This is a genomic window from Plantactinospora solaniradicis, from assembly GCF_042658085.1.
GTDB classification, from domain to species: Bacteria; Actinomycetota; Actinomycetes; order Mycobacteriales; family Micromonosporaceae; genus Plantactinospora; species Plantactinospora solaniradicis.
This window is the reverse complement of record NZ_JBHSPR010000068.1, coordinates 67,348-83,170: the sequence shown is the minus strand read 5'-3', so window position 1 is coordinate 83,170 and position 15,823 is coordinate 67,348. Positions and strand designations below refer to the sequence as shown.

Here is a 15,823-nt window from a genome sequence, read left to right as displayed (position 1 = left end):
AGCCGTCACAGCCGTACGGTGATGTGGTTGTCCACGGTGGTCACACCGGGAGCGGACCAGGCGACCCGCTCGGCCTCCTCGCGTTCCAGCCAGGATCGGACGGTGCCGGCCAGGATCACCGAATCGCCCTCGATCTGGATGTCGATCCGGGCCGCATCGGTCTCCACGCTGCGCAGCAGGGCACTGCGGATCCGTTCGGAGATCTCGTCCGACGCCGGCTCCTCGCTCGGCCGTACCGAGATGCCGTTGGTCAACCCGCGTACCCCGGACAGTCGGCGTACGGCCTGCTCGGCGGCGCGCCGCTGGTACTCCCACTCGACCTCGCCCCGCAGTACGACCCAGCCGTTGGAGACGGTCACGTCGATGGCCGCCACCGGGACGAAGGCGTCCCACTCCAGTGCCCGGGTGGCGGCCGCCGCGATCTCCGGGTCGGTGCGCTCCGCGGAGGTCGGCAGTCGTACCTCGATGTCGTTGGCGATCGCCCGTACCCGGTTGACCCGGTGCGCCGCACGCTCCGCCGACCACTTCTTGGCGTAGTTGTCCACCCAGCCGCTGAGAGTCACCACGCCGTCCCGGACCGCGACGCCGATCTCGTTCGGTTGCACCCGGGGCTCCCAGCCCAGTTCCTCCAGTACGTCGCGCTGGATCTCCTCGTCGCTGCGGATCGTCGTCCGGGTGGCCATGGTCGTTCCTTCCCACGGTCGAGGTTCCAGGTGGCGGGCGATATCGGGGCACCGTGCCGGGAGCGCGACCCGATCGGATCCCGCGCCCGGTAGGCTGCGGCGCGCCGGTCACGCCCGTCGACTCGACCCTCGCTCGTGCTCGGGTGAGGTCTCCTCACCCGTGCCGGATGAGCCGGGGGGAGCGGGAGTGACAGCCTGAACCACATCAGGAATCATCAATGCCGGTGTGCTGCGGGTGGACAGGGCCCGAGCCGGAAGGACATGGCGGATGACGATCGAGCGGCAGACAGCGCCGGCCGGGCAGGACGAGCGGACCGGTAGCGGGTCGGAGGCGTCGGCCGGGCCGGACGCGTCGGCTGGGCAGGACGCGTCGGCCGGGCAGGACGCGACGGCCGGGCAGGACGGGGCCGGTACCGGACGGACCGGGTCAGGACGCCGGGTCCGGGCGGCTTTCGTACGCCTGGTCAGGCACGAGTGGGTGCTCGCCGTGCTCGGTGGGCTGCTGCTCGCCGTACTGCTGACCTGGCCGACGCTGCGGGACATCACCTCGACGATCCCCCAGGACATCGGTGACCCGACCCTCCAGGCGTGGCAGATCGCCTGGGGCGGGCACGCGCTGCTGCACGATCCAACGCAGTTGTGGCATTCGAATACGTTCTATCCGGAGCCGTACACCTACGCCTACTCCGACACCCTGCTCGGTTACGCCCCGGCGGGCATGATCGGCGAGGGTCCGGTCGCGGGCGTGGTGCGCTACAACATCCTGTACGTCCTGGTGCACGCACTCGCCTTCGTCGGGGCGTACGCCCTGGTTCGGCAGCTCGGCGCGGGCCGGATCGGCGCCGCGGCGGCCGGGGTCGCCTTCGGGTACGCCCCGTGGAAGCTGGCCCAGGCCGGCCACCTGCACGTGTTGTCGATCGGCGGCATCGCGCTGGCCCTGGCGATGTTGGCCCGGGGACACGGCTGGTCGCTGCGCCACGGGTACCGGCCGGACCGGCGACGCCCCGGTTGGGCCTTTGCCGGCTGGTTGGTGGCGGCGTGGCAGATGACGTTGGGCTTCGGCATCGGGCTGCCCTTCGGCTACGTCCTGGCGCTGGTCTGCCTGGCGGCGGGTGCCGGTTTCGGCTGGTCCTGGTGGCGTCGTCGGAACCGTCCGGTGTTCGGGCGCCGGCTGCTCACCGCCGACCTGGCCGGTGGGGCGGTGTTCACCGGGGTCACGCTCTTCATGGCGTTGCCGTACCTGGAGGTGGTGGCCCTGCACCCGGCGGGCCGGCGGACGCTGGCGCACGTGGCGCAGTTCTCGCCGCCGATGCGGGGCTTCCTGACCGCGCCGCCGGAGAACTGGCTCTGGGGCGAGCGGCACGCCGCCGCCCGGGAGGGGCTCAGCTTCGCTGGCGAGATGACCCTGCTGCCGGGGGTCGTGCTGATCGGGCTCGCGTTCGCCGGACTCTTCTTCTCGGTGTGGCGGCTGCGGCACCGGGTCCTGCTCGGCGTCGGGGTACTGGTCAGCGTCGCCCTGGCCAGCGGCACCAACTTCGGTGGCGACGGTAACCCCGGGTACGCCACCCTGGTGCTGCACGCTCCCGGCTGGGACGCGATCCGTACCTCGGGTCGGCTGGTGATCTGGACCACGCTGCTGCTCGGCATTCTGGCCGCCGGGGCGCTCACCGCGATGACCGCCCGCCCGCCGGCCGCCGACCCCGACGCTCCCGCCGGATCCGAGGCTGGATCCGACGCCGCCCACGCGCCGGATGCTGCCCACGCGCCGGATGCCGCCCACGCGGCGGCCGCTGGCGGCGCGGTGGATGCTGGCGACGCGGCGGCCGGGGACGCTCCGTCCGGCCCCGACGATCCAGCGGTCCCGGCATCGTCGAACGTTCCGGCACAGTCGCGCGCGGTGGTGACGGAGACGGTCCCGGCCGGACCGGCAGCGCCGGTGGACGGGCCGGTGCCGCTGCTGCGTCCGGCCGCGTACCAGCCGCCGCCGGACCTCGTGGAAGCCGACCGGAAGGCGCCGGCCGAGCGGGCCGCAGACTTCAGGAAGACCCTGGTACGGCTTCTCGCGCTGGTGCCACTCGCCCTGATCCTCCTGGAGGGCGTCAACACCACTCCGCACGCACCGGTGCTGCCCCAGCCGGCGGCAATGCGTACGGCCGAGGGACCGCTGCTGGTACTGCCGGCCAGCGGAACGCTGGAGTTCAGCGTGATGCTCTGGTCCACCGACAACTTCCCGAAGATGGTGAACGGGCTGGCCGCCTTCACCCCGGAGTCCCAGGCGCGGACCCACGCCATGACGGCGGCTTTCCCCGACCAGGGCAGCGTCGCCTATCTGCGTGACCTGGGCATTCGTACCGTCGTGGTGCTGCCGGAATATCTGTCGGGTACGCCGTGGCAGGACGCGTTGATCCGGCCGGTGGACGGGCTGGGCATCTCCCGCGAGGAGGTCTCCGGCTCGGTGGTGTTCCGGCTCGGCTGACCGCCGAGAAGCGGCGCCTGTCGCGAGCGGGCGGCAGCTGTCGCGAGCGGGCGGCAGCGGTCGACGGCGCCGTCCGAAGTGGAGTCGGGACGACCGGACCCTCCCGATTAGTTTGGGTGCGCAACTATTGACAGTGAGCGCAGGCGTGTGTGAACGTCTGCACGAGGCCGTCGAGGGAGCCAGGACGACGCCACGGGAGCCCAGGGCAGCTCCTGATCGCAAATCTCACGTCCACGCACGCGACCGGCGGGACCGGACGGCTCGCACCGTCTCCGGCGACACCTGCGGAACGCTCGCCGTGCCTGGCGGTTGTCCTCTCCGGCGTGCCGTTCCCCCGGGCACGCCGATTAGCGCAAGCTCTTCGACACAGGGAGCCGTACATGCGTAGAAGTCTCGCCAGTGCGCTCGCGGCCGTACTGGCCGCCGGCGCGGTGGCCGTGGTGGCCCAGGTCGCCGTCAGCCCGTCCGCCGCACCGGCCTCGGCGGCCGCGTCCGAGCCGTACTCGTGGCGGAACGTCCGGATCGACGGCGGCGGCTTCGTCCCGGGCATCGTCTTCAACCCCACCGAGCGGAACCTGATCTATGCCCGTACCGACATCGGCGGCGCCTACCGTTGGGAGCAGTCCAGCCAGTCCTGGACCCCGCTGCTGGACTGGGTGGGCTGGGACCGGTGGGGCTGGAACGGCGTGCTCAGCATGGCCACGGATCCGGTGCAGACCAACCGGGTGTACGCGGCCGTCGGGATGTACACCAACGACTGGGACCCGAACAACGGCGCGATCCTCCGCTCCACCGACAAGGGCAACACCTGGCAGGCGTACCAGTTGCCGTTCAAGGTCGGCGGCAACATGCCGGGGCGGGGCCAGGGCGAGCGGCTCGCGGTCGATCCCAACCGGAACAGCACGATCTACTACGGCGCCGAGGGCGGAAACGGGCTCTGGCGCAGCACCGACTACGGGGCGACCTGGGCCAAGGTGACGAACTTTCCGAACGCCGGCAACTACGCCCAGGACCCGAACGACCCCAACAACTACCTGAACGGCAACCAGGGGGTCACCTGGGTGAGCTTCGACAAGAGCACCGGCACCGCCGGCAACGCCACCCAGACCATCTACGTCGGGGTCGCCGACAAGGCCAACCCGGTCTACCGCAGCACCAACGGCGGTACGAGCTGGGAGCGGATCGCCGGGCAGCCGACCGGCTACCTGGCGCACAAGGGCGTCGTCGACCACGTCGGCGGGTTCCTCTACATCGCCACCAGCGACACCGGCGGCCCGTACGACGGGGCCAAGGGCGACGTCTGGAAGTTCAACCGGGCCACCGGCGCCTGGACCCAGATCAGCCCGATCCCGTCGAGCAGCGCCGACGCGTACTTCGGGTACAGCGGGTTGACCATCGACCGGCAGAACCCGAACACCATCATGGTCGCCACCCAGATCTCCTGGTGGCCGGACGCGATCTTCTGGCGCAGCACGGACGGCGGCGCGACCTGGACCCGGATCTGGGACTTCGGGGCGTACCCGAACCGGACCAAGCGCTACACCATGGACATCAGCTCGGTGCCGTGGCTCTCGCTCGGGGCGAACCCCGCCCCGCCGGAGGAGTCGCCGAAGCTGGGCTGGATGAACGAGTCCCTGGAGATCGACCCGTTCGACGGCAACCGGATGATGTACGGCACCGGCGCCACCATCTACGGCACCACCAACCTGCGCAACTGGGACAGCGGCGGGACGCTCACCATCCGGCCGATGGTCCGGGGGCTGGAGGAGACCGCCGTCCTCGACCTGATCAGCCCGCCCTCCGGCGCCCCGCTGGTCAGCGGGCTCGGCGACATCGGCGGTTTCCGGCACGCCAACATCGACGCCGTACCGCCGATGATGTTCCAGCAGCCGTACTTCACCAGCACCACCAGCCTGGACTTCGCCGAACTGAACCCGGGCATCATGGTCCGGACCGGCAACTTCGCGGACTCCGAGCGGCCGAACGACAGCCACGTCGCCTTCTCCACCGACGGCGGGGCGAACTGGTTCCAGGCCCAGGAGCCGGGCGGGATCAACAACGGCGGTACGGTCGCCACGGCGGCCGACGGCAGCCGGTTCGTCTGGGCGCCCGGCGACTCGGGGCAGCAGGTGGTCTACTCGGTGGGCTACGGCAACTCGTGGAGCCAGTCCAGCGGCATCCCGGCCAACGCCCGGATCGAGTCCGACCGGGTGAACCCGAACAAGTTCTACGGCTACTCGGCCGGCCGGTTCTACGTCAGCACCAACGGCGGGCAGAGCTTCACCGCCACCGCCGCCACCGGACTGCCCACCGACGCCAAGTTCAAGGCGGTGGCCGGCGCCGAGGGCGACATCTGGCTGGCCGGGGACACCGGGCTGTTCCGGTCGACCGACTCCGGTGCCAGCTTCACCAGGGCATCGAACGTGAGCAGTGCGGTCAACGTCGGCTTCGGCCGGGCGGCACCGGGGCAGACGTACCCGGCGGTCTTCCTGGTCGGCACGGTCGACGGCGTGCGCGGGGTGTACCGGTCGGACAACGCCGGCGCGGTATGGGTCCGGATCAACGACGACCAGCACCAGTACGGCAACATGGGCGAGGCGCTGACCGGTGACCCGAGGGTCTACGGCCGGGTCTACCTGGGCACGAACGGCCGGGGAATCCTGGTCGCCGACCGGCTGGGCGGGCCGACCGGCACGCCGACCACGCGCCCGCCGACGACGCCGCCCACCACCCGGCCGCCGACCACGCCACCCACCACCCGGCCGCCGACCACGCCACCCACCTCGGCACCGCCGAGCGGTGGCTGCTCGGCCACCTACCGGGTGACCGGCTCCTGGCAGGGCGGCTTCCAGGCCGAGGTGACGGTCCAGAACACCGGCACGTCGGCGATGACCGGCTGGACGGTGAGCTGGAGTTTCGCGAACGGACAGACGATCAGTCAGATCTGGGGTGGCGCACACACCCAGACCGGTTCGTCCGTCTCGGTGCGCAACGCGGCGTACAACGGCAACCTGGCCGCGAACACGTCCACCACGTTCGGCTTCCTCGGAAGTTGGACCGGCACGAACGCCGTACCGGCGACGGTCGGCTGCGCGCGGAGCTGACCGCACACGAACCGGGGTCCGCCGCGAACGCGGCGGGCCCCGGTTGGCGTACCACCGTCGGCCGGGCGAGCCGGTCGACGGGTCGGAACGGATCAGGTGGTGTCGACCCGGATCGGTGAGTCGGCCCGGTCGACGTCCACGTACTCCAGCCGGTCGCTGGCGGGCAGTTCCCGCTCGGCCCGGGCCAGGGCGGCCCGGGACGCGGTGGTGGCGGCCCAGGCCAGCGCGGCCCCGACCAGTCCGGCCCCGATCAGCCAGGCCCAGGGCACTCCCGGGCGGCGGCCGGCGAGGGCGTCGTACGCCCGGTTGGCCCGCTGCCATGCCTCGTCGGTGACGGCACCGACCCGGTCCCCGGCCTGTCCGGTGAGGTGGGAGCTGGTCCGTCGTGCCGAGCGGGCGGTGTCGCGAGCGACGTGCCGCACCGAGTCACCGGCCGAGTTGACGACGTTGGTCAGGTGTTCCCACGCCTGGTCGGCGACCCGCTCGGGCTTGCTCTGGTGTTTCAGCAGGTTGGTTCCGAGCATCGTGCTACCTCCTCGGTTGCCGAAATCAGCGGCCACTTCGGACAGAGGCGTCTGTTCGGCGCGGTTGCGGCTTGCTACACGGGAGGTGCCCAGGCGTCTTTCCTGGCAAACCCGGGATCACGCTTCGAAGTGTGCCGGAACCGGACGGCGCCCGCTGCCGATACGACCCAAGTGCTCAGCGGATCAGGACAATCGACGCAGGCTTGGCGAAATCGTCGTCGTCATCGTCGTCGTCATCGCCCCCGCCGCCGAACCCGCACGCCAGTACCAGAGCCAGCAGCGCGCCGACGCCGGCCAGTCCGATCAGTTTCCTCAGCATCAGGTGTCCCTTCCCGAACGTGGAGGGCCGTCCTGCGCGCGACGGCGCTACGCCTCATGCTAAGTGCTCCGCGACACACCCGCCCGTCTCGTCGCATCCGCACCAGCCGCTGGCGAAGGTTCGCAAACGTCCCCGGCGCACGGTGGGCCCCTGGAGTGTGCGGGATCACCACCGTCGGCGAAGGGGCGGGTGAGCGAGCGGGAGCGGTGGACCGGATGGCCGTTCGCCTGCTCGTAGTGCGGGTCGGCACGGAGCCCGAGCGGCACGGGAAGCCTCGGGGCGGTCCCCGCGGCCCGAGCGGGCCACGACACAGTGTGCTGGTGGAGCGACGCTGCCCCGTCGACGGCTAGGCTGACGGCTGTGGGTGGCGAGGGTAGTTATGATCCCGGTACGGGCAGGAAAATTTAGCGTAGTTTGCCCCGTTACCGGGCTGGTTTGTCGGCTCGTTGAATAGATTGCCCGTCCGGAAGGGTGGCGATCGGGGCCGTCAGAGGAATACTCTCGGTCGCGGCCCGCGTACTGATTAGGCGCCCGGACATGGGCGAGTGGAGGTGCTCGCGTGAGCCTGTCGATCGTCAAGTCGGTCCTGCCCGGTGGAGTAGTGGAGATCGCCCCTCGTGGAGAAATCGACGTCGATACGGCGTACGAGGTTCGTGAGGCGATCGCCGGGGTGTTGACCAAGGGGCGGCCGTCACGGATCGAGCTCAACATGCGACTGGTCAGCTTCATCGACTCGGTCGGCATCAGCGCCATGGTCGCCGGCTTCCAGACCGCAGAGGTCAGCGGCGTCAAGCTCGTGGTCACCGAACCGAGTCGGTTCGTCCACCGGCAACTCTGGGTCACCGGGCTGCTCGGCCTGTTCGGCGCGCCGGAACCCTACTTCGCGGGTGCCGCGTCCGCCGCCGAGGAAGTAAAGGTCCCCGGCGCCTGACCGCGATCCGGTCAGCGACCCAGCGTCGTCTACCGGACCACCCACCAACCTCTCACCGTGGATCGTCCAGGCCGGACAGATCCACGTCGGACGCCTCGGTGACCGCCCGGATCGCCGTCACCGAGGCGTAACCCTCCGCCAGCCAGGCCACGTCGGTGCCCGGCACGACGCGCTCGCCGGACTCCTCCAGGGCCGTACGCACGAACCCCTTGCCCGCCTCCGCCACGGTCATCTGCACCTGCCCGAACCCGGCCAGTGAGCCCCGCCGGACCCCGCGCAGTCGCTCGTACGGCACGTCGGGGGCGTTCACGTTCAGCACGGTCTCGGTAGGCCCGGCGGTCAACCGGGGCAGGAGATCCAGGGCCACCCGGGCCGGCGTCGCCCAGTGCCGTCGCTGGTCCCGGTCCGGATGCGGAACCGCTATCGCGGCACCCCCGCTGCCGGCGCTCGCCTCGACCGGGGAGAGCACGTCGAGCGAGACCGCCATCCCGTGGCAGCCGTTGGCGGCGGCGGTGAACGCCGCACCGACCGTCCCGGAGTGCAACACCGCCCGGCCGGCGTTGGCGCCCCGGTTGACCCCGGAGAGCACCACCGCCGGTGCCGGGCCGAACGCCCCGTGCAGGGCGATCAGGGTGATGAGCCCGGGTGAGCCGGCGACCCCGTACGCCCGTACGCCCGGCAGTTCCTCGATCGAGTGTTCCTCGACGACCACCCGGCCGTCCCGCTCGACCGCGCTCATCGCGGCGCTGGCCCCGCTGGCCTCCTCGCTGGGCGCCGCGACCACCACGTCCAGCCCCCGGGCCGCTGCCGTCCGGGCCAGCCAGCGGAGTCCAGGGGCTGCGATGCCGTCGTCGTTGGTGATCAGTACGCGGAGTGTCATGGGTTGGTCGTCCGGTGCGCCAGTTCGTCGGGTGTCATCCGATCCTGCCGGTCGGTGCCGATCGGTGCCAGTCGAACCCGGTCGACCAGGCCCGCGATCGCGTCCGGTCGGCCGGTGCCGAGCCCGTGCCGGGTGACGTTCAGCGCCCCCGCCGCGGCCCCGGTGCGGACCGCCAGCCGTACGTCGCCGCCCTGGGCCAGCACCGCCGCCACCCCCGCGGTCATCGAGTCGCCGGCACCGCGTGGGTCCGCCACCTCCAGCCGGGGCATGTCGAGTTCGGAAACCTCGCCGTCGATCAGGACGAGTGCGGGACTCTCGGCCCGGCTGAGCACCACCGACTCGGCGCCGTTGGCATGCAGCGCCCGGGCGACCCGGACGAGTTCCGCCCTGCTGTCGTCGGCGGCCCAGCCGTCCCGGATCAGCTCCTCGTGGCTGACCTTCAGCACCGACACGCCGCTGTCCAGCACCGCGGCCAGGTGCGCCCCGGAGAGGTCGGCGATCACCCGGCTGCCGTTGCGGCCCAGGTCGGCGGCGAGCCGGCGGTAGATGTCCGGTGCGACCAGGTTCGGGTGGCCGGGGCCGCTGAGGATGCTCACCTCGGCGCCCAGCCCTTCGCCCAGGGCCAGGTTGTAGAGCTCGTCCAACTCGTGCCGGTTGAGCGGATGGCCGGGCACCGAGGCGATCTCCTGGCGGGCCCCATCGCGCCGGTCGTGCACGTAGCCACCGCTGCTGGACTCCCGGTGGATCACCCGGAGGTCGACTCCCTCGCCGGACAGCAGGGGTTCGAGGACCTGCCCGATCTCACCGCCGAGCCCCGCGCAGAGCACCACGGACGTACCCAGACACTTGATCATCCTGGCCTGCCAGACGCCCTGGCCGCCCGGATGCAGGTGGATCTCGGTCTCGTCCGCCGGTTGGTCGATGGTGACCGTGAGCTGCGGGTCGGGGGCGAAGACCATGACATGTCCACTCATGCCCGTTAGATACCCTATTGGCCGCTATTCATGCAATCAAACAAGGCAGAAGCCCCACTTATGCCGTCAAACCAACGGATCGACATCGACCGGCGGACCGTCGGCATCGACGGACGGACCATCGGCATCGAGTCGCGCCCGGAGCGCCACGGCCAACTCGTCCCGGCGATCGTCGTCGAGCAGCTCGTCGACCGGCGGATGCAGATATCCGAAGATCCGGGGCCCGCGCCGTTCGGCGGGAAGGTCCGGCATCCGGGGTACGACGTGGAAGTGGACGTGGTGGAAGCCGTCCTGCTCGGCGAACTGGATCACGTACGTCTTCGCGCAGCCGGTGACCGCCTCCAACGCCCGGGCGAGCCGAACCTGCCACAGGCCGAGCGTCGCCGCCTCCGCGTCGGTCAGCTCGGCGATCGAGGTCACGTGGCGGCGGGGGACCAGCACCAGCCAACCGGGCAGCGACGTGTCGAACGCGTGCGCCACCCGCCAGTGCGGATCCTCGGCCACCCGCTCCCGGGGCGGCAGCACCGAAGACAGATCATTGTTCCGGCAGGCGAGGCAGTCCACGATGGGAGTCTATTTTCCTCACGGATCCGGCGCCGACCACTGTCGCGGGTCCGACGACCCGGGGAGGCGACGGGTGCCACGAACAGGCTCGTTCCGGTACAGCGCGCGGGCCCGGTGCGAACTGGCCGACGCCGTACGGCTGCTCGGCGACGTGGAGCGGCAGGCCGAGCTGCATCCGCTGATCGTCCGGGTCCGCTCCCGGCCGTCCGGGCCGGGGATCCTCCGCAGCCAGCTCGTCACCGACCGACTGACCTGGGGACCCCTCCGGTTCCGGATCACCTACCAGACCGACACCCTTCGGGTCGGCCCGGAGGAGGTGGAGATGGTGGCTCGGCAGTGGCCGCGTACCACCGTGCACAACCACACCCGGCTGACCCGGGAACCCGACGGACTGGTCCGGGTCGACGTCGAGATCACCCTCTCCGCGCCCGCACCGCTGTTCCCGTACGCCCTCCGGCAGGCCCGCGCCGCCCACCTGGCGCTGGCTGCCCGGCTCCCCGCCGCGCTGGAGAGGTAAGGAAGGGCCCCTTCTTATCGTTTTCTGTAGAAGAAGGGCCCCCTATTAACCGCTGACCCCGGCGTAGCCGGCCCCATGGCTTGTATGTGGAGAGGATGGTGGCGATCGTCAGCAGGGTGGTGGAGACGATGGGTGCCATCAGCAGCCCCGTTCGAGCATCGGCGGGGGTTGCCGCGCCCAGTTCGGCGGCGGTACGCAGATTCGGCAGCAGGGCGAAGAGGACGGCGCCGAGCATCACGGTGGTGATGATCAGTTTGACCGCCACCCATCGGTGCCGCAGCAGCCCCCACGGAGTGCACAGCGCGCTGACGATGCCGACCAGCCAGGCCAGCACGCTGAGCGGGACGAAGAGGATCATGCCGATCAGGCCGATGGCCGGATAGACCACGTCCGGGGCGGCGCCGCGCGCCCCGGCCACGCCGAGCGTCAACAGCACCACGTCGACACCCAACCAGCCGACGGCGGTGACGACGTGCAGGGTGAGAAGGGCCTTTCGCCAGGGCGGAGAGAGCTTCATACGGGCAATGCTCCCGAGCGAACGCCGACGACGCGTCGTGCGAGTGTGTACGACCCGGATACGTCACCGGGCGTACGCGCGGGCGCCGCCGGCTGACCGGCGGCGCCCGTTCGGCAGTTGACCGGCGGCGCCCGTTCGGCAGTTGACCGGCGGCGCCCGTTCGGCGGTCGCGGAGCACCCGTCACGCGGTTCTGCGGTTCCGGATGCCGGCTCAGCGCCAGGTGTCGGTCCAGGTCGTGGCGCAGGGAGCGGTGGACGGCGTGTTCCGGGACCGGTTCGGGTCGCTCTCCCAGATCACCTGACCGCCGTTCCGCTTGACGTACTTGTACTGCACGGCCGCTCCGCCGGGCAGGCCGACGGTGGCCCGCCAGACCGGGTAGCTCGCCGAAGAGAGCGGAACAGCGTTCGTCGGGTCCCAGTTGCCGAGTGCCGGGACGTTGCCGACGACGTAGACGTTCTGCCCCCACACCGTGCTGGCGTCGACCTCGAAGGTGGTGGCGACCGTACCGCACGGTCCGCCGGTCGGCGGCGGTGTCGTGGTCGGCGTCGGGCCGGGGGTGCCCGAGGTGCGGGCGTTCACGTGCAGCGCCAGCGCGCCGTTCGCCGGAACCGTCGCGGTGACCTGGCCGGCGCTGTTGACCGGGTACGTCGTACCGGTGCAGGCGCCGCCGGTGAAGTCACCGTTCATGACGTCGCAGTACGTGCCGGCCGGCAGGCTGGTCTGGAAGGTACGGGTCAGCGCGCTGCCGTTGCGGTTGAACGCGGCGTACCCGGCACTGCCCCGCCCGAAGGCGACCTGGTTGGAGCCGTTGCTCCACCAGTTCGTCACGCCCGCCCCGGCGGCGGCGTTGCGCAGCCCGACCATGTTGGCGGTGGTCCGCCAGCGGTGCTCGCACGCCCAGCCGCTGGCGCAGTTGACCGCGCTGGTGGTGCCGTTGCCGTTCCTGGGCGGCCCGGCCTCCGGGTCGCTGAACGTGAAGCTCGACATCACCTGCGGTACACCGTACGGCCAGGCGATCATGAACGCCTCGGCGAGCGCGTACGCCGAACCGTTCTTGTACGTCAGCCGGGCCCGCCCGTTGCGCTGGGTGTCGTGGTTGTCGACGAACGCCACCGCGTCGCCGGAGCCGAGCCGCATGGACGAGGCGAGGTTGTTCAGGTTCGTCAGGTTGCCGCCGGAGAAGGCGTTGCCCACCACGTCGCCGTAGCGGAACTCGGTGACGTCACCGATCCCCGCGTACTCCACCGGGGTCGGCTCGCCGGAGCCGCCCTCGATCACCTCGGAGAAGACGTACGGGCTGCCGGTCACCGGGTCGACGATCGCGGCCAGGTCGGCGGCGGAGAGGTGCTTGGCGGCGTCCACCCGGAAGCCGTCCACGCCGAGCGAGACCAGGTCGTTCAGGTACGCGGTGAGCCTGCCGCGCACGTACGACGCCTCGGTCCGCAGGTCGGAGAGGTCGACCAGTTCGCAGTTCTGGATCTCCCAGCGGTCACTCCAGTTGGCGATGTCGTCGTTGCCGTTGCGTCCACAGTGGTGGAAGTCGTCGTTGCCGTACGGCACCGCCGGATAGCTGTACTGGCTGTACGTCGAGCCGCCGCTGCCCGAGCCGGTCGACGCGCCGCCGGCCATGTGGTTGACGATCGCGTCCACGTAGATCTTCACGCCCGCGTTGTGACAGGTCTGGACCATGCCGGCGAACGCGGCCCGGTCGCCGCGCCGGGTGATCAACTGGTAGCTGACCGGCTGGTAGTCCTGCCACCACGGGTAGCCCCGGCCGGGCAGTACGACGTGTTCCTGTGGTGGCGACACCTGCACCCCGCCGAAGCCCTTCGGGCCGAGGACGGTGGTGCACTCGGTGGCGATCGAGGCCCAGGGCCACTGGAACAGGTGGACGATCACGTCCTTGGCGCCTGGACTGGCCGGGCTGGCGATGGCCGGCTCGGCCTGCCGGGCGGCGACGCCACCGGCCACGGTCACGGCGACGGCGAGTACGGCGGTCAGGATGGCGGCGAGGGTACTTCGGGTACGCATCGGAACCTCCTCTGCGCGGAGCGAGCGGGGCGGGGTTGCCGGGCGTGGAGCGCCGTCGGCCGGGTGGGGGCGGCTGGGCGGTGCAACGGCCTCGGCCTGCAAGTTCTTGCAAATGTTGCCGGGAAGCTATCACCGCCTTGCGAGGCCGTAAAGCATCACTCTGCTTGGATGTCTGTGCGGGGTTGTCGCCATTTGTTGGCTTATCACTTGCAGAGAACCGGCCGCTGCGTTGGTCACCGCTGGACATCGCCGCAGGTCCCGGCCGAACGCCTCGGGTACGCATCTTGCAGAACTTTCAGGTGTGGTAGCCGCGGGACGTCGATCAGCCGCGCGGGGCGTACATGATGATCGCGACGCCGAGCAGGCAGACGGCGGCGCCGGTCAGGTCGTAGCGGTCCGGACGGAACCGGTCCACCAGTACGGCCCAGCCGAGCGAGCCGGCCACGAATACCCCGCCGTAGGCGGCGAGCACCCGACCGAAGTTCGGATCCGGCTGGAACGCCGCGACAAACCCGTACCCGGCCAGTGCCAGCATGCCGGCGGCCACGAACAGCAGGCCGCGCTGCTCTCGGATGCCCTGCCAGACCAGCCAGGCCCCGCCGATCTCGGCGACGGCGGCGAGCAGGAACAGCAGCAGCGAGCGGGCCACGGTCATCCGGTCATTGTGGCCGCCGACCGGGGTGGACCCCGCCCGGCCGGCTCACCGGCTCGGACCTCCCGGCTCACCCGGTCGAACCTCGCGCGGCCCGACCGGACGGCCGATCAGTTGCAGGCATTGATATCGGTCTCTAAGCTGAGCCGGGCGTTCGGCACTGGACGATCCGGGCCCGGGCTGGCCGGAGATGTCGTGTCCGAACTCGTTCGATCGCGGGAGCCGATCGCGGGAGGCGTAGGGCGGCCGTACACGGGGTGTCGTGTGCCGGCCGACCGTCGACCCAGCAGCAGCACTGCCGGCCCGCGTTCGGCGGCCCGGCAGTTGTCGAGAGGAATCCCATGAGGGTCTCCGCACCGTACCGCCGCGTGTCCCTGGCTGTCGCCCTGGTGACCGCACTCGCCGCGAGCGTCGTCGCCGTGGTCAGCCTGACCCTGGTGCCATCCGCCCAGGCCGCCGCCGGATGTCTGGTCGGCTACCAGGCGAATCAGTGGACCGGTGGCTTCACCGCCGCCATCCGGGTGACCGCGGGGGACACCGCGGTCAACGGCTGGACCGTCACCTGGACCTATGGTGGCGACCAGCGGATCACCAGCAGTTGGAACGCAGAGGTCAGCCAGTCCGGCACGGCCGTGACCGCCCGGAACGTGGCATGGAACGGCTCACTTCCGGCCGGCGGGTCGACCGAGTTCGGCGTGCAGGGTACCTACGCCAGCAGCGCGGCGGCCCCGACCGGGTTCACGCTCAACGGCGTACCGTGCAACGGCGCCGAACCGACCACCCCACCGCCGACCACGGTCCCGCCCACCACGGCCCCGCCGACGACCGCCCCGCCGACCACGGCTCCACCCACCACGGCTCCGCCGACCACCAGGCCGCCGACCACCGGGCCGCCGACCGGCTGTGGCGGCGCCGCACTCTGCGACGGCTTCGAGAACCAGACCGGGTCCGCGCCGTCCGGCGACTGGAGCCTGAACTACCCGGACTGCCAGGGGACCGGGACCGCCACCATCGACACCGCGGTCGCGCACCAGGGCAGCCGATCGGTACGGGTCAACGGCACCGCCGGCTACTGCAACCACGTGTTCGTCCGGTCCAACCGGGACCTCAGCGGGCTCGGCGCGGTGCGGTACGCCCGGCTCTGGGTCCGGCACACCACCGCGCTGCCGGCCCAGCACGTGACGTTCCTGGCCATGCGGGACGCCAACGACGGCAACCGTGACCTGCGGATGGGCGGCCAGAACGGTGCCCTGCAATGGAACCGGGCCTCGGACGACGCCACCCTGCCCGAGCAGAGCCCGAACGGTGTCGCGCTCAGCGTTCCGTTGCCGGTCAACCGCTGGACCTGTGTCGAGTTCATGGTCGACGGCACCCAGGGCCGGTTGTCGACCTGGGTCGACGGCTCGGCGGTGACGGGGCTGACCGCCGACGGCACCCCGACCCACGACGTCGACGGACAGTGGCTCAACCGGGCGAACTGGCGGCCGAACCTGACCGACCTGCGGTTGGGCTGGGAGAGCTACGGCGAGGGCTCGGACACGCTGTGGTTCGACGACGTCGCGCTGGGCTCGTCCAGGATCGGCTGCTGACCGGCACCGACGCCGGGACTTACGGTTCGGCGTCCGTCGCCCGGAGAAACACCGGGCGACG

At 71.0% G+C, this 15,823-nt stretch carries 14 protein-coding genes; 5 read left to right on the top strand and 9 right to left on the bottom strand.

Annotated features, from left to right (window positions below):
• Positions 1-5 precede the first annotated feature (5 nt).
• Entirely contained in the window at positions 6-683 is a 678-nt protein-coding gene (locus ACFP2T_RS42380; protein ID WP_377432582.1) for a BON domain-containing protein, read from the bottom strand.
• A 268-nt stretch (positions 684-951) separates the two neighbouring features.
• On the opposite strand from ACFP2T_RS42380, the gene ACFP2T_RS42375 reads away from it, so the two are divergent.
• Positions 952-3,159, top strand: a complete 2,208-nt coding sequence (locus ACFP2T_RS42375; protein ID WP_377432580.1) for a hypothetical protein — start codon at positions 952-954, stop codon at positions 3,157-3,159.
• 380 nt (positions 3,160-3,539) lie between these two features.
• On the top strand, positions 3,540-6,263 hold the full coding sequence (locus tag ACFP2T_RS42370) for a cellulose binding domain-containing protein (RefSeq protein WP_377432578.1): 2,724 nt from the start codon (positions 3,540-3,542) through the stop codon (positions 6,261-6,263).
• A 92-nt stretch (positions 6,264-6,355) separates the two neighbouring features.
• Here ACFP2T_RS42370 and ACFP2T_RS42365 read toward each other — a convergent pair whose 3' ends face one another.
• Together ACFP2T_RS42365 and ACFP2T_RS42360 are read right to left on the bottom strand one after the other, a co-directional pair.
• Positions 6,356-6,787, bottom strand: a complete 432-nt coding sequence (locus ACFP2T_RS42365; RefSeq protein ID WP_377432577.1) for a hypothetical protein — start codon at positions 6,785-6,787, stop codon at positions 6,356-6,358.
• Between the two features lie 175 nt (positions 6,788-6,962).
• Positions 6,963-7,106, bottom strand: coding sequence for a hypothetical protein (locus ACFP2T_RS42360; RefSeq protein ID WP_377432576.1), 144 nt, complete (start codon positions 7,104-7,106; stop codon positions 6,963-6,965).
• A gap of 559 nt (positions 7,107-7,665) precedes the next feature.
• Here ACFP2T_RS42360 and ACFP2T_RS42355 point away from each other — a divergent pair.
• Positions 7,666-8,037, top strand: a complete 372-nt coding sequence (locus ACFP2T_RS42355; RefSeq protein ID WP_192771540.1) for an STAS domain-containing protein — start codon at positions 7,666-7,668, stop codon at positions 8,035-8,037.
• A gap of 52 nt (positions 8,038-8,089) precedes the next feature.
• Here the strand turns inward: ACFP2T_RS42355 and surE are convergent, their stop codons facing one another.
• The 3 genes from surE to ACFP2T_RS42340 form a co-directional block, all read right to left on the bottom strand.
• Positions 8,090-8,917, bottom strand: coding sequence for a 5'/3'-nucleotidase SurE (gene surE / locus ACFP2T_RS42350; RefSeq protein WP_377432574.1), 828 nt, complete (start codon positions 8,915-8,917; stop codon positions 8,090-8,092).
• On the bottom strand, positions 8,914-9,891 hold the full coding sequence (locus ACFP2T_RS42345) for a 1-phosphofructokinase family hexose kinase (protein ID WP_377432573.1): 978 nt from the start codon (positions 9,889-9,891) through the stop codon (positions 8,914-8,916). Before ACFP2T_RS42345 ends, surE begins: the two co-directional genes overlap by 4 nt.
• Positions 9,892-9,957: 66 nt before the next feature.
• Entirely contained in the window at positions 9,958-10,455 is a 498-nt protein-coding gene (locus ACFP2T_RS42340) for an HIT family protein (RefSeq protein ID WP_377432571.1), read from the bottom strand.
• Positions 10,456-10,528: 73 nt separating this feature from the next.
• On the opposite strand from ACFP2T_RS42340, the gene ACFP2T_RS42335 reads away from it, so the two are divergent.
• Positions 10,529-10,972: an SRPBCC family protein gene (locus ACFP2T_RS42335; RefSeq protein WP_377432570.1), complete on the top strand. Its 444-nt coding sequence runs from the start codon at positions 10,529-10,531 to the stop codon at positions 10,970-10,972.
• Here ACFP2T_RS42335 and ACFP2T_RS42330 read toward each other — a convergent pair.
• The 3 genes from ACFP2T_RS42330 to ACFP2T_RS42320 form a co-directional block, all read right to left on the bottom strand.
• The gene (locus ACFP2T_RS42330) at positions 10,869-11,489 is read right to left on the bottom strand and encodes a hypothetical protein (protein ID WP_377432568.1); all 621 of its coding nucleotides are present in this window, start codon (positions 11,487-11,489) and stop codon (positions 10,869-10,871) included. The genes ACFP2T_RS42335 and ACFP2T_RS42330 overlap by 104 nt on opposite strands.
• Before the next feature lie 211 nt (positions 11,490-11,700).
• Positions 11,701-13,521 (bottom strand): carbohydrate-binding module family 20 domain-containing protein, encoded by a 1,821-nt coding sequence (locus tag ACFP2T_RS42325; protein WP_377432566.1) that lies wholly within the window; start codon positions 13,519-13,521, stop codon positions 11,701-11,703.
• A 322-nt stretch (positions 13,522-13,843) separates the two neighbouring features.
• The gene (locus tag ACFP2T_RS42320; protein WP_377432565.1) at positions 13,844-14,176 is read right to left on the bottom strand and encodes a YnfA family protein; all 333 of its coding nucleotides are present in this window, start codon (positions 14,174-14,176) and stop codon (positions 13,844-13,846) included.
• 365 nt (positions 14,177-14,541) lie between these two features.
• On the opposite strand from ACFP2T_RS42320, the gene ACFP2T_RS42315 reads away from it, so the two are divergent.
• Positions 14,542-15,762, top strand: coding sequence for a cellulose-binding domain-containing protein (locus ACFP2T_RS42315; RefSeq protein ID WP_377432564.1), 1,221 nt, complete (start codon positions 14,542-14,544; stop codon positions 15,760-15,762).
• The last annotated feature ends 61 nt before the right edge of the window (positions 15,763-15,823 follow it).